Below are 15,979 nucleotides of genomic sequence, written 5' to 3'. Positions count from 1 at the left end.
ATTTCCAACTTTGAATTATCAGCAAGAAATTCGGTATGACCGGGATAATTAAAATTTTGCGATTGGATGCTGTATTTGTTTATCGGAGCGGTAACTAAAACATCTATGTTATTTTTTTTCAAATCTTCAACTGCTACTTCCATTGCCACAACAGAAAGCTCGCCTGCCACCTGACTCGATTTCCCCATTTCGATTTTAACTTCTTTATCATAACAGTTTACCAGATTGGCTCTTTTGGAATGAGCTTCGCTGGCACTTTTTATCGTGTTAAAATTAAAATCCACAACATCCATAACTTTCCTGTGATATGATGCTACTTTCGAAGAACCGTAAAGAATGGGTGTACATATTTCATAAATTCTCGCATCCATAAGTGTTTTAATAATAACTTCATTGCTTATTCCGTTGCAATCACCCTGAGTTATTCCTACTCTTATTTTTTCATCAATTTTACTCATAAAATTTATTTTTAATTTACATTTCTAAAATATTCAAATAATAATCTCAAGGGAATAGCCGTACCACCAATTCCCCTGTAGCTGTCTTTTTTATCATAATAAGCAACACCTGCAATATCAAAATGAAGCCATTCGCAATCTTTCACAAAGTGTTCTAAAAATTTTCCCGCAGTAATTGCTCCGGCACTATCACCTCCAATATTTTTTATGTCGGCTACTTCTGATTTAATCATGTCGCCATATTCATCCCATAATGGAAATTCAACAATTCTTTCATAAACATTATTTCCACACTCTTTAAGTCTTGCGAGCTTTGATTCGTGGGCTGTTCCCATTGCCACAATTCCAATTCTCCCAATAGCAGCAGAAGCAGAGCCGGTTAAAGTTGCAATATCAATAATTAATTTAGGCGAATATTTTTTAGCATAGCTCAATGCATCTGCCAGAATCAAACGCCCTTCGGCATCGGTATTCAGAACCTCAACAGTTGTGCCGTTGTACATTTTTATTACATCGCCGCATTTGTAAGCATCGGCTCCGGGAAGATTATCAGTTGCAGGAATAAGCCCTATAATATGTACAGGCAATCCTGATTTTGCTATTGCATAAATTGTTCCTGCAACAACAGCAGCACCGCTCATATCCGACTTCATAGTTTCCATTGACTTACCGGTCTTAATATTAAAACCTCCTGAATCAAATACCAATCCTTTGCCAACTAAAACATAAGGCAAGGAATTTATCGGATTTTCAGGTTTATATTCAAGTACCGAAAATGTTGGGGAATTGTTGCTGCCTTTATTTACAGCAAGCAATCCGTTCATCTTTAATGATTCTATTTTTGTTTTATTCAATACTTCAACTTTAAAGCCCGCTTCTTTTCCCATTTCCTGAAACTCGTTTGAAAGCTGAAGTGCCGTTAGAAAAGAATGTGGTTCATTAATTAATGTTCTTGTTTTAAATACTGCTTCAACAATAATATTAAGTTGCGCAACAGAATTATTAGTAGTATGTTTGCTCACAATTTGAATTTCCTGCAAACTATGTTTTTTCTCTTCCGAATCAGTTTTATATTTCAGAAACTGATATGAACCGAGTGCCATTCCTTCTGCAAAAGCTAAAGCATACTCCGGATTATCAATACAATCAACAATAGTAATTTTCGGGATTTTATTTTCATCCAGACAATTTATAAGATTACATCCCGCTTTGCGACAGTTTTCTTTTATTCTGTATTCATCCTTTTCGGTTTCGATAACATTAATAAAAATCCATCGTTTATACTGATTAATGCTCACTGCTTTTTTATTTTTTTCAATCTGTTCTTTAATGAAATGCAATTCATTTGTTGAAAATTCATATTGATATATATCGGTTTCCTTATTAATTAAAAGAACAAAACTTTCTTTTGCAGGAATTTCAGCTATTTTGGATATTGCTATGCTCATGAAAAAAATAAATTATATTGTAAAAATATTATATCTTATTTTTGCAATGCAAATTTGCAATTTTTTTTAACTCTTTCATAGTTTTGTTTTAAATTTTATATTTAATGAATTTAAACGTTCTAATTAAGAAAGCATTAAATTTCGAACAACTGTCGGTTGCAGAAGGAATTTATTTTTACAAAAAAATACCGACAGCAGAATTAATGTTTATAGCAAATAAAATAAGAGAAAAAATAATACCCGAGAAAAAAGTAACATGGATAATTGACAGGAACGTAAACATAACCAATGTTTGCATTTCAAAATGCAGGTTTTGCAGCTTTCACAGAAATATTAACAGTGCAGACGCATACGTTACATCAATTAAAGAATACAAGCAAAAAATAAATGAACTTTTTGCTCTTGGCGGTAATCAGTTGCTTTTACAAGGCGGATTTCATCCTAAACTCGGATTAAGTTTTCATACCGAACTTTTTCTTAATCTAAAAAAAATATTTCCGAAATTAAAGCTTCATGCACTTGGTCCTCCCGAAATTGTTTATTTAAGTAAAAAAGAAAATTTTTCTTTTGAAAAAGTTTTAAAAATATTAATTGATGCTGGTTTGGATTCATTGCCCGGTGCAGGAGCCGAAATATTAGTTGACAGTGTACGAACCGAACTATCAAAAATAAAATGCAATTCGCAGGAATGGCTTGATGTGATGCATACAGCACACAAATTAAATCTCACAACTACAGCAACTATGATGTTCGGGCATATTGAAACTCTTGAAAATCGATTTGAACATTTAGTTAAAATCAGAGAAATTCAAAACCTAAAACCTAAAAACAGCAAAGGATTTATTGCTTTTATTCCCTGGACATTTCAGGATTGCGGAACACATCTTAAAAATAAATATAATGTTTCGAATAAAATTTCAAATGAAGAATATATAAGAATGCTTGCTATGAGCCGCATTATGCTACCCAACATAACTAACATTCAGGCATCGTGGCTCACAGTAGGAAAAGAAATTGCTCAAATTTGTTTGCATGCCGGTGCAAATGATTTGGGTTCAATAATGATTGAGGAAAATGTTGTTTCTTCTGCCGGTACGACATATAAGCTAAATGCTTTTGAAATGCAGGAAGCTATAAAAGAAACAGGATTTGAACCGCAATTAAGAAATCAGGAATATGAGAAAATAAAATCAATAATACATTGATAAAAAAAAGTTTCAAACTTTCAGAAAGTCATCCTGATTATTTACTGATAATCATACACTCTGTTCTGCGATTTAGTTGTCTTCCCTCATCGGTTTCGTTTGTTGCTATTGGTTTTAATTTGCCATATCCTTTATAAACCAGACGGTCTTTATTAATGCCTTTTACGATAAGGTAATCAACTACTGCTTTAGCGCGGTTTTCTGAAAGCACCTGATTGTATTCTTCGGAGCCCTTACTATCTGTATGCCCTGAAATTTCAACTTTCAAATTCGGCATATCGTTCATGAATTTAATAAGACGTTCAAGCTCAGCAACCGACTCATCCCTTAAAGTACTTTTGTCGAAATCAAAGAATATATTTTTTAAAACAACTGATTTTCCAACCTCAATTCTCTTTAACTCATAATTTTTAACGACTTCCTGATATTTTGTAGTTAGCGGAATATTGAAGTTTTCCGATTCGGTTAAATGTCCTTCGGATTTTATTACAACTCCGTAATTTTTTCCCGAAGGCAGCGAAACCATATATTTACCTGTTGAACTGTTAGTGTTAAAAGATGCAACAAGTTGGTTTTTTTCATTATCCACAATTTCAATTGTTGCCAGCAATGGTTCTTTAGTTACAGCATCAATAACAATACCTTTTAACAATGTGAGTTGAGCTTGCATAATTTTAAGCGGTGGTATTTGCTCATTGAATGTTATCATGTATAAGTCTCTGCCACCAAAGCCGCCTTCCTTGCTTGACATATAATAACCATGTTTCCCGTTTGCAGAATACACAAAGAACACATCATCATCGGAAGTATTAACAGGATAGCCAATATTTTCGGGTACAGACCATTTGCCGTCTTCAAAAACAGAATAAAAAATATCGAATCCACCCATTGTTTTATGCCCTTTCGAACTATAAAAAAGGGTTTTTCCATCTGGATGAAAGTACACCGATTCTTCGTCATATACCGAATTTATAACCGGACCTAAATTAACAGCTTTGTCCCACTCTCCTTTTTCGGTCAATTTGCTCATATAAATATCTCTTCCACCATAACCGCCAGGTCTGTCGCTCACAAAATAAAGAGCTTTACCATCAGGAGAAAGTGATGCAGATGATTCGTGATAAATAGTATTGATATTCGCATTAAGTGCTACGGGAGTAGTCCATTTATTTCCCACTAATTTACTTTCAAAAATGTCTCCCAGATTTTCTATTTTATAAACGAAAATTTTTTGTCCGTCAACTGAAAGCCCGACGATTGCATCGTGATATTGCGTATTCAGGGGTTTACCAGGATTAATCGGCTCTTTCCATTTTCCTGTTATTGAATCTTTTGTTGATATATAAATATCTTCGTTATATATGTTTAGGGAATCATCCATCTTTCCGCCAGTTGTGTTGGGACGGCGTGAAGTAAACATCAACGTGGATTCATCAGCATTTAGAAATCCCTCATATTCGTAATACTTTGTATTTATCCTCGGACCGAGATTATCAATTGTAACTTTTATGGGATGCTTTACCAATTCTTTTCCAACATTGCATTCTTCTATTTTTTTATTAACTTCTTTTTTAAAATCCACTTCATTGGCATGAACTGAATTCAAATAAACATTATATTCTTTGATTGCTTCGTCCCATTGCATATTAAATTGGTATGCCTGTGCAAGCAAATAATGAATATCCACAGCCACTTTATCATTAAGTATAATTGCTTTCTGAAAATAAACGATTGATTCTGTTTTTTGCAATGAATAAAGATGACATTTACCCAATTTATAATTAAGTGTTGCACTATTGGGATTGAAGTTGTATGCTTTCTCATAAAATTCGAGTGCCGTATTGTAAAAATCGCCACCCAAATCAAAGTTTTCATCTCCTTCATCAATCTCATTTAACGCATCTTTTAATGCAGCTTTGTCATTAGGAAAATTTTCTTTTTCGAATTCTACGTTTTGTGATTTTAATTTTACAAAGCAAAAAATAAAAGTTAATGTCAAAATAATGTGAAGTGTTTTTTTCATTTGATTTTTTTTTATAAGTTAAACAATTTGATACTGTAAAATTTTCACATTGCAAAAATACAAGTATATATTTTAATTCACTATTCTCCTACAAAAAAAATATACTGACGGGATGACTTAAAGTTACCCCGTCAGCAAATAAAATATGTTAAAATTCCGTAAAATTTTATTTATTATTTGGAAAGATAGTAATTATATTGTATATTTATGTATTCAAATACATAATATTTTTATCTTATGAGAAAAATTATTTTGCTAATATTAATAATTTTACCTTCGCTATTTTCAATAGCGCAAAATACAGCTATTGAATTCAAATATAAGGATTCACTTAAAACACAACAATCTTTATTTGATATTTTAGATAAAGGAAATATTGTTATCTTGATTTATGAACATCAATGTCCTGCCTGTACCAAAGGTTCTCAAAATGTAAAAGAAGTTATTTTAAAATATTATTCTGATAAAAAAAACATAAAAATAATTTATCTTGATAATGGGGCAAACTCTCTTTCTTCAACAAAAAACTGGATTAAAAAGAATTCTCTTTTAAATGGAGAATGTGTGAAATATTCAACTGACTATTCTTCACCTTATGGCGAAGGAATGCCTGTAATTGTGATAACTGCTGGCAAATCGCATAAAATATTTTTAATTTCAAATAGTCCTTCTGATATAAGCACGCTCAATAAAGCATTAATTAATGCGTTTACCGAAATTTCGGAAATGAAATAAAATGGAAACAAAAAAAATAATTATTATATTGATTTTATTAATCAGTACGACCTCAATAATCGCACAAAACTTATCTGGCTTCATATATACAATTAGCGAAACAAAAGCAAAAGAACCGGTAGCTGGTGCAATTGTTTATTGGTGCGAAACCCAAATTGCCACAACCTCCGACATAAATGGCAAATTCGAAATTTCAGAAAACAACATAAAAGATTTCAGGTTAATTATTAAAATGTTGGGATTTAAAATTGATACAATTCAAATAAACAAAACCGAAAAAGAAATTTCTCATGAATTGATTGCTGACTCAAAGCAACTCAAAGGTGTTGAGATTAGCGAAAGAAACGAAAGTTTTATTTCAAAAATTGACCCGAGAAATGTACAAATTGTGAACACAGGTGAATTATACAAAGCCGCATGCTGTAACCTTTCCGAAAGTTTTGAAACAAATGCTTCAGTTGATGTTAATTATAGCGATGCAATTACCGGAGCTAAACAAATTCAATTATTGGGACTTTCCGGTATTTATAGTCAAATACAAACAGAGAATATTCCATCTGTTCGCGGAATGGCTTCGGCATTCGGACTTAACTATATTCCGGGTTCATGGATGCAGTCAATTCAAATTTCCAAAGGCGCTTCTTCTGTTATCAATGGCTTTGAATCAATAACCGGACAAATAAATGTTGAGTATAAAAAACCTTCGAACTCCGAAAATTTATTTGTGAATTTATACACCAACAATAATCTACGTAATGAAATAAACATTAACAAAGTTTTTGGAATTAATGATAAACTAAAAACTCTTTTCATGATTAGTGCGAGCGATTTCTCTCAAAAAATAGATAAGAATGCATTAATAAATCCAATAACGAGAGAAAAACTAAAAGGTGATAATTTTATGGATATTCCGAAAACAAGAACCATCAATCTTATGAATCGTTGGGACTATCTGGTTAAAGAAAAATTTACTTCACGCTTTGGAATTAAATTTCTTGATGAAAACAGAAATGGAGGCACTATTGATTTTAATAAAAAAATATTTGTTAAAGATACATCGGCAATAAATAAAGGAACTTTGCCTTATGGCTTCGAACTTGACACTCGCCGCTATGAAGCATTCTGGAAAAACGGAATACTTTTTAAAAATCAACCATACAAAAGTGTTGCATTAATTTTATCGACAACAAATCATGAACAAAAAGGATTTTTTGGAATAAATAATTATTTCGGCGAAGAAAGAACTTATTATGCGAATTTTTTATATCAATCAATAATTGGCAATACCGACCATAAGTTCACTACCGGCTTTAGTTACATTTACGACAAGTTTTATGAAAAATATAATCAAACTCTTTTTGTTTACAATTATCAGGTAACCGGCGATATGTCGAGCAATAGTTTTTATACAATTAATCATGAAAATCTCACGAATTTTTTATGGAAAAGAACAGAATCGGTTCCCGGAGCATTTTTTGAATACACATATAATAATCTGGAAAAGCTTATTATTATTGCTGGTTTAAGAGTCGACTATCATAATATTTATGGACTATTCTACACACCAAGATTTAATCTGCGATATCATCTTGATTCAACCACAACAATAAGAGCATCTGCCGGCTTGGGTTATCGTACGGCAAATGCAATTTCAGAAAATCTTTCAATACTGTCGAGTCAAAGACAAATTGTTATTGATAATGATTTAAATCAGGAAAAAGCTTTGAATATGGGAATAAATTTCACAAAAGAATTCAAATTATTTAAACGAAAAGCAGAATTTAACCTTGATTTATATAGAACCATGTTTATGCGTCAGGTTATTGTTGACATGGACAGCACGCCTACAACGGTGTTTGTGTATAATTTAAACGGCAAATCTTATGCAAATAGTTATCAGGCACAAATAAGTTTAGAACCATTAAAAAATCTTTCACTTCTTCTTGCATACCGAATAAACGATGTAAAGACAACTATTTCGGAAAAATTGACAGAGAAACCATTCACTCCAAAATACAAAGGATTGGTAACATTATCGTATTTAACAAAAGGTAAAAAATGGCAATTTGATTACACAACGCAATTTAATGGAAGTTCCCGTTTACCGGAACAAAGCATGATGCCCGAGAATTTAAGAAGACCGGCACGAGCACCCGAATATATTTTAATGAACGTACAAATAACAAGAAAATTCAAAAAAGTAGATATTTATATTGGCTCCGAAAATTTAACTGATTTCAAACAAAGTGACCCAATCACAGAATTCTTCAGACCATATCATACATACTTTGATACCGCTATGAATTGGGGTCCGATAATAGGACGGATTGTTTATCTGGGTTTGAGATACACATTGAAATAATAGGGAAACGAGATAAAACATTTCTATTTTTAACTTGACTTTTAACAAAAAAAATAATAAGTTTGTATCAGAAGTCAAATAAAAAATATTTATTTATTTTTTTAGAATGAAAAATAAAATACGCTTATTAATTTTTATTTCTCTTGCAGGTTTTACTGTAAATTCTTATGGACAGGCAAGAAAATATGTTTTGTTTGAACACTTCACAAACACAGGATGTGGTCCATGTGCTCAGCAAAATCCGATATTTCAGAAAAATATTCTGAATAAAAACAAAGGTAAAATGTTTCATATTGCCTATCATGCTTATTGGCCTGACGGTGGCGACCCGATGTACCAATACAATACTACCGAGAACCACGACAGAGTTGTTTACTATTTTGTAAAAGGAGTTCCGAACGTACGAATGCAGGGAAACAGATATGATGGCGGTCCTGCGGGTGTTACGCAATCAATGCTTGATGAAGTGGCGTCCGAATCAAGTCCGGTGAGAATTAAAGTTAAAGAAACATCAAACGGCACCTCGCGAAATACAAAAGTGGTTGTTTATACTGTCGATACTGTTGCTGCCGGTAATTATAAAATGAGAGTGTCTGTTGTTGAAAATCCCAAAACATATACAACTGCACCTGGCAGTAATGGCGAAAAATATTTTCCTGATGTTTTCAGAAAAATGCTTCCCAATAGTTCTGGTGATACTTATAACGCAGCACCAATAGGCGATTCGGTTGTGTTTAATTATTCTTACAATCTTGACACAGCCAACTGGGATACTTCAAAAGTATATGCAATTGCTTTTGTTCAGGATGATGCAACAAAAGAAGTTCTTAATGCATCTTCGGCATCAGAGTATAATACAAATCTGGAACTTATAGGAATAGGTAAACCTTTTTATTCCGACAGCGAAGGGATTAATAAAAATTTTTACGGAAAAATACAAAATATTGGAAAAACATCATATTCCTGTAGGATTATATTTAACAAAAAACAACCTTTGGATTGGACTGCAAATCTTCAGGTCGGCAATTCTGCAGTGTCCGATTCAATTGATATTACTGTTGATGGCGACTCCATAAAAAATATTATCTTATCAGTTCTACCCGGTTCAACGCATGAAATCGGCGAGTATCAAATAACAATGAAATGCCTGAGTGATACAAACATAAAATATCAAATAATAAAATTTCGTTTAATTTCAGGTGTTACCGACCTTATTATAAATAATGATGGTGCATGGGGAGATGACAGTCCGACAAAAGCGAGTGATTACGAAAACAATTACATTAATGGATTAACTCTTGCAGGAAACACAAGTTTCACAAAAGCCACAACACTTGTTTTTATGTCAGGTTCAAAAAATAATGCTTTATCAATTGTCAAGCATTTATATTTTAATGTCGGATGGTCGTTTACTTCTTTTACTGATTACAATGTCCCTGCATTTCAATCTTTCCTTGACAGCGGAGGGAATTTATTTGTCTCAGGACAGGATATAGGTTGGGAAATCAATGCCTCTAATGGTTTCGGAACAAACATTACCAAAACGTTTTATTCTGAGTACCTAAACTCAACATGGAACAGCGATGGTGCTACTTCAAATAACCTTTTAACTACGAATAGTAGCGATAATATTTTTGGTGCTGTCAACAGTTCATCCATTGTTGATGTTTATGGCGGCTACATATACCCTGATGAAATATCTCCGAAAGGAAATGGAATTGCGGCATTCACTTATAATAACAATTCAGCGAAAACCGCATGTGTGAGAGCAACAAACGGAACTTACAAAGTTGTGTATCTTGCTGTAAGCATGGAAATGCTTGCTGATTCCAATGTAAGAAAAGAAATAATAAAATTATCACACGATTGGTTTCATGGTTTGATAAGCGTTGCAGAACATAAAAAAGCATCGGAAATACAAGGTATCGGACAGAATTATCCTAACCCGTGCGATAAAAATACTGAGTTTCCTCTTTACAATATCACAAATAACGCAACACTTCAGATAAATGATTTAACAGGAAGAGTGATTTATGAAAAGCAGGTTTTAAAAGGAACTTCAAGTGTAAAAATTCCCACATCAAATATGGGGGAAGGAATTTACATATACAGAATTATTGATGAACAAAGAAATTACAATGCCGGATTAATGCAAATTGCTCATTAGTATTTTGAAATTCCTGTATCTAATTATTATTTTTTTAATTTTTCATTGTCGCCTGTCTGTATGGTGATATGCCCCCAATTTTCCCCTGTCTTTATGCGATGCAGCGTCATTTCAGAAACTCCAAATTGTCGCGCAATAATTTTCAATCGTGTCTTGCGATTAGGGTCAAAAAGTTTTTTCTTTATAAATAATACTTGAGTCACTGTCAATTTGTGTCCATCGCGTTGCAAATCCTTAATACGTTTTCTTCTTGCTTCTATCACGCGCGGACTTTTTTCACTATGCTCTATCATTTCTTCTTTTGTAGCCCATTGTAAATTGTCAACGTAGTTGTTATCCTTGTTATGGTCTAAATGAAGCACAAAAACTTTATCTTCTGATTTGTTCGGGATAAAATGTGTTGCCACGAGTCTGTGAATAAACAAACGCCGGAATATCTTTCCAGGTTTCGTATAAATTATGTATTGAAGTACTTTATATCCGCCTATTTGCCCGCATTTTAAAAGAGTGCCATTTTCAACTTTGTCGGTAAAACTTATAACTCTTCCGAAATTTGAAATTGCGTAACGAAATTTGGAATTGTAGTCACGTTTAAATTCTTTCCATTCTTCGTTATAAAAAAATCGTATCATAAAATTATCTGCTTTAAATTTATGTATTTCTTTTGTAATTATTTGACAGCAATGCCACTTAATAAAAATGACATCAAATACACGTGTTATAACATTACTATTCTTAATTGGTTTTATTATGCTCTCTCATTATTGGGGGAAGTTTTATAAAAAAACAAATATAACATTTTTTTATTTTATCTTTGTAAAAACTTTAGAATAAGTTTTAAAACCACCTTTAAAATAAATAAATTTCTTTTCTATGATTTCACCAAAAAGAAAATACATTTTAGATTTCATGATATTGGTTTTTATTTTTTTATTTTCTGCTTTAAGTTCTTATTCACAATATTATGATTTAGGACAAGACCCTTCAAGAACGAAATGGAAGCAAATTAAAACCGAACATTTTCAGATTATTTTTCCTATTGGTTTTCTACATGAGGCTCAGCGACTGGCAAACCTAATGGATTGTGCGTATTCAGAAGTTACAAAAACGCTGAATTATAAACCCCAAAGAGTTCCCGTAATTATTCATAACCGCTCAATTGTTTCAAATGCTTTTGCAATATGGGCACCGCGGCGTCTTGAGTTTTATACCTGCATACCGCAAAGTACATATTCTCAGGATTGGCTCCAACAATTATCGTTACATGAAGAAAGACATATTGTTCAAATGAATAAATTAAATACCGGATTTACGAAATTTCTTACTTATATATTTGGTGAACAAGCAACCGCTGCCGTTCTTGGATTATATGTTCCCACGTGGTTTATGGAAGGTGATGCCGTATGCACTGAAACAGCATTATCAAACTCAGGAAGAGGAAGGGACCCGAATTTTGAAATGGAAATGAGAACCAATGTTTTGAACAATAAAAAATATTCGTATGATAAAGCAGTACTTGGCTCGTTTAAGGATTATATTCCCAACGAATACCCTTTCGGATATCTGATGATTGCAAATGCACGCAGAAGATACGGAACGGAAATATGGGAAAAAGCATTAGCTAATGCAGGAAGAAATTCATGGAGCATTACACCATTTAACAAAGGAATTAAACGGGTTTCGGGTTTATCAAAAGTTAAATTATATAAGCAAACTATTAGCGACCTTGATAGTTTATGGCAACAACAAGCAAATAAAAATAATTATTCGGAATTTAAAATTGTTTCTCCTCCGAAAAATATCTATACAAATTATCAGTATCCGATTTATCTTAATGATAGTACTATCCTGTCAATAAAATCAGGACTTAACGACATAGCGCACCTCGTTGTTTTTAAACAAAACGGCAAAGAAAAAAAAATAATTACTCCCGGATTTTACAATTCAGCATGCCTGTCGGCTACTTTTAATGTTGACAATGCACAGGTAAAAAATAAAACAGGAGAAGTACCTTTACTCTCTGCTTGTAGCAATATAATTGTTTGGTCGGAAATTCAGTTTGATAAAAGATGGGAAGGACGTAATTATTCAGTAATTAAAATATATGATTTAAAAAATAAAAAGAAAACAACTCTAACAAGGAAAACAAGATTATTCGCACCTTCAATTTCTCCCGATGGCACAAAAATAGCAACAGTTGAAGTAACAGAAAATGACAAAAATTATTTGATTATTCTTGATGCTAATAATGGAAAAGAAATAAAAAGATTTTCAACTGAAAGTAATGTTTTTTTTATCACACCAGCATGGTCTGATGACAGTAAGCATTTAGCCGTTATCAACATGAACAAAAATGGAAAAGGAATTTTACTTTTTGATGCCGACAATTTGAATTATAAAACCATACTTAAAGAAGAAGTAACGGAAATTCACAATCTTGTTTTCAGAAAAGGATATGTATTCTTTAACGGAATATATTCAGGCATTCCGAACATTTATGCGATTGATATAAAAACAAAAAAAAATTATCAGGTTACTTCATCAAAATTTGGTGCAAGCGATATAACTGTTTCACAAAATTCAGGAAAAATCGCATATTCTGATTATACTGAAAATGGCTACAATATCGTTGAAGCTAATTTCAATCCTTCTGCATGGACTCCTCTGGATAATATAAAAAACACATCAATTAATTTATATGAAAGTTACATTAAACAGGAAAATAAAATAAATTTTGACACTTTGAAATTAAGAAATTACGAAGTGAAAAATTATAGCAAAACCACCCATTTATTTAATTTCCATAGCTGGATGCCTATTGATTATGATAACACGGAACTATATCCGGGAATAAGATTTCTTTCTCAAAATGCACTCAGCACTGCTTTCACGATTTTATCATATAAATACAACCAGATTGAAAACACAAATACTTATTCGCTTTCATTTGATTATAAAGGATGGTATCCTGTTATAGGATTAAAAGCTGATTATGGAAACAGAAGAAGTATTTTTATTCCATCTCCCACAATGGCAAATCTTTTTTCATGGGATGAATTAAATATAGGAATAAATTTAAGTTTACCTTTGAATTTTTCTTCAGGTAATTATTACAGATTCATAGAACCCACAACCGGCATGGGTTATATTAATGTCAGCAACTCAACGGCAAATGATTATCCTTATGCAAAAAAAAGTTTTATGTTTTATGATTTTGGATTAAATGCTTATAATGTTGAAAGGACAGTTGCAAGAGACATGCGTCCCCGTTTCGGACAAGTTATTTCAGTTAATTATAAAAACGCACACGATTTTTACGGTGAGATTTTTGCAGTTCAGTCATATTTTATTTTCCCGGGAATATGCAAGCATCACAGCACAAAAATTGATTTTGAATATCAAAAAAACAATTCTCTGTATTCACATTCAGGATATATTTTTGAAAATATCATAAATCTTCCAAGGGGATTTATCTTCACCGAAGATATTTATGAGATAAAAAAGTTTTCATTTGATTATAAATTTCCTTTGCTTTACCCCGATTTAAAAATAGGTTCGTTGTTTTATATAAAAAGAATAAAGTTGAATTTATTTACCGATTATGCTTCTATTGACAATTCTGTTTCAATGAAAAACAAATTTAATTCTTACGGAGCCGAATTAACAAGCGACATTCATATTTTCAGATTTTTTATCCCTTTGGATATCGGATTAAGATATTCTTATGTTCCTTTAAACAAAACCTATACTGTGGATTTTATTCTTGCTTTGAATTTAAGCAATTTGTAAAAAATTATAAAAATAAAAATTCAGTTATTAAAAATTTTATTTATAACATCCTTATAATTGCGGTGCATAAAAGTTCTTCGCAGTTTAAGTGTGGCAGTTAATTCTCCCGATTCAATAGTCCATTCGGTTTCTGCAAGTTCAAATCTTTTTATTTGCTCGGTATCGCCAAAAAATGAATTATAAATATCAACTTCTTTACGAAATCGTTTTTTTATTCTTTGCAAATTTAATATTTCTTTGTTGTCGGTGTATTCGATGCCTTTTCTTTTACACCATTCGCAAAGATAATTAAAATCGGGAGCAATTATGGCAGCAGCAAATTTCTGATTTTCGCCGATAACGAAAATGTTATCAATAAATGGAGATTCTTTAAATTTATTTTCGATAAGTTGTGGTGAAATATATTTTCCGAAAGAAGTTTTAAAAATTTCTTTTTTTCTTCCTGTTATTTTAAGCAACCCGTCATCAACAAAACAGCCGATATCTCCTGTATGCAGCCATCCTTCTTTATCAATTACTGCTTCTGTTAGTTCGGGTTCTTTGTAATAGCCAGCCATAATGTTTGGTCCCCTGCAAAGTATTTCACCGTCTTCGGCAATTTTCACTTCAACGCCTTCAATAACCGGTCCTACTGTACCTATTTTCATTCCATTTTCATCCAACGTGTTTACGGAAATCACCGGAGATGTTTCTGTGAGTCCGTATCCCTCAAGGACTCTGAATCCTGCCGCACAAAATATTCTTCCGAGCCGTGGCTGCAATGCAGCTCCACCCGAAACAATTATATCAACATTGCCAAGTCCTTCCCGCCATTTACAGAAAACAAGCTTTCTTGCAATTTTAAGTTTAACATTATACCACCGGCTATTTTTTCCATAAAGCGTGTAATGATGTCCTACATTTAACGACCAGTAGAAAATTATTTTTTTTAACCAATTTAGTTTTTCGGCATTTGAAATAATTTTATCATAAACTTTTTCAAGTAATCTGGGCACGGTAGTCATAATTTGCGGTTGTATCTCTTTCAAATTATCAACTACTGTTCCTATATTTTCGGCATAATATAGCGAAATTCCGTTATACTGATACATATAGTTAATCGTTCTTTCATATATATGACATAAGGGAAGAAAGCTTAATGCCCTTGCTTCAGAGCCATAAGGGATAATAGGCGATACTGCAACAAAATTACTAATTATGTTTTTATGTGTTAATACTACTCCCTTAGGAATTCCTGTAGTTCCCGAAGTATAAATTATCGTTGATATATCATCTTCTGTTATTGCTCCTTTTATTTTTTTTAGTTTTTCTATATCCTGATTTTTTTTCCCAAGCTCGAGCAATTCATTCAAATGTTCAATTCCATGAAGATTTTTAAATGTATAAATTGCTTTTAACGACGGAACATCAGGAAGAATGTGTTTTATGCGCCTGTACATTTCTTCACCGGCAACAAAAATGTATTTTACTTCAGCATGATTCAGTATATATTGATAATCGCTGTCGCTGATGGTGGGATATATGGGAATATGAATTGCCCCTGCTTGCTGAATTCCCATATCAAGAAAATTCCACTCGGGACGATTGAAAGTTATTGAAGCAATTTTATCACCTTTCTGAACTCCGAGCTTTAAAAGTCCGTAACTTATGTTATTTGCTATTTCAATATACTGATGGACGGAATATCTGAGCCATATCCCTTCGTCTTTGCCTGCCAATGCGTCGGTTTTATCAGGGAATAGCTGAAGATACCTTTCTGTTAAATCGAAAATTCTTTTGACAAGCATTTATT

General features: G+C 32.4%; 10 protein-coding genes. 5 read left to right on the top strand and 5 right to left on the bottom strand.

Annotation, left to right across the window (positions count from 1 at the left end; genetic code table 11):
* Both WC223_10240 and WC223_10235 read right to left on the bottom strand, forming a co-directional pair.
* On the bottom strand, positions 1-458 hold a 458-nt coding region (locus WC223_10240), incomplete at its 3' end, for a 4-hydroxythreonine-4-phosphate dehydrogenase PdxA (protein ID MFA6924619.1).
* 11 nt (positions 459-469) lie between these two features.
* Positions 470-1,906 (bottom strand): leucyl aminopeptidase family protein, encoded by a 1,437-nt coding sequence (locus tag WC223_10235; GenBank protein ID MFA6924618.1) that lies wholly within the window; start codon positions 1,904-1,906, stop codon positions 470-472.
* Positions 1,907-2,010: 104 nt separating this feature from the next.
* Between WC223_10235 and mqnC the strand changes: the two genes are divergently transcribed.
* The gene (gene mqnC, locus WC223_10230; protein MFA6924617.1) at positions 2,011-3,111 is read left to right on the top strand and encodes a cyclic dehypoxanthinyl futalosine synthase; all 1,101 of its coding nucleotides are present in this window, start codon (positions 2,011-2,013) and stop codon (positions 3,109-3,111) included.
* Between the two features lie 37 nt (positions 3,112-3,148).
* On the opposite strand, the gene WC223_10225 is transcribed toward mqnC, so the two are convergent.
* Positions 3,149-5,134 (bottom strand): OmpA family protein, encoded by a 1,986-nt coding sequence (locus WC223_10225; protein MFA6924616.1) that lies wholly within the window; start codon positions 5,132-5,134, stop codon positions 3,149-3,151.
* Positions 5,135-5,371: 237 nt separating this feature from the next.
* Here WC223_10225 and WC223_10220 point away from each other — a divergent pair, with 237 nt between their 5' ends.
* From WC223_10220 to WC223_10210, 3 genes are all read left to right on the top strand, one after another.
* A complete protein-coding gene (locus tag WC223_10220; GenBank protein MFA6924615.1) occupies positions 5,372-5,869 on the top strand; it encodes a hypothetical protein in 498 nt (165 codons plus the stop codon).
* A 1-nt stretch (position 5,870) separates the two neighbouring features.
* On the top strand, positions 5,871-8,231 hold the full coding sequence (locus WC223_10215; GenBank protein ID MFA6924614.1) for a TonB-dependent receptor: 2,361 nt from the start codon (positions 5,871-5,873) through the stop codon (positions 8,229-8,231).
* Between the two features lie 106 nt (positions 8,232-8,337).
* The gene (locus WC223_10210; protein ID MFA6924613.1) at positions 8,338-10,398 is read left to right on the top strand and encodes an Omp28-related outer membrane protein; all 2,061 of its coding nucleotides are present in this window, start codon (positions 8,338-8,340) and stop codon (positions 10,396-10,398) included.
* A 26-nt stretch (positions 10,399-10,424) separates the two neighbouring features.
* On the opposite strand, the gene WC223_10205 is transcribed toward WC223_10210, so the two are convergent.
* Positions 10,425-11,030, bottom strand: coding sequence for an HNH endonuclease (locus WC223_10205; protein MFA6924612.1), 606 nt, complete (start codon positions 11,028-11,030; stop codon positions 10,425-10,427).
* Between the two features lie 241 nt (positions 11,031-11,271).
* On the opposite strand from WC223_10205, the gene WC223_10200 reads away from it, so the two are divergent.
* Positions 11,272-14,187: a hypothetical protein gene (locus WC223_10200; GenBank protein ID MFA6924611.1), complete on the top strand. Its 2,916-nt coding sequence runs from the start codon at positions 11,272-11,274 to the stop codon at positions 14,185-14,187.
* 20 nt (positions 14,188-14,207) lie between these two features.
* Here the strand turns inward: WC223_10200 and WC223_10195 are convergent, their stop codons facing one another.
* On the bottom strand, positions 14,208-15,974 hold the full coding sequence (locus tag WC223_10195) for an AMP-dependent synthetase/ligase (GenBank protein ID MFA6924610.1): 1,767 nt from the start codon (positions 15,972-15,974) through the stop codon (positions 14,208-14,210).
* Positions 15,975-15,979 lie beyond the last annotated feature (5 nt).

The organism is Bacteroidales bacterium (genome assembly GCA_041671145.1).
Lineage (GTDB): Bacteria > Bacteroidota > Bacteroidia > Bacteroidales > JAHJDW01 > JAQUPB01.
The sequence above is the reverse complement of the archived record's forward strand: the minus strand, read 5'-3'. Positions and strand labels throughout refer to the sequence as shown.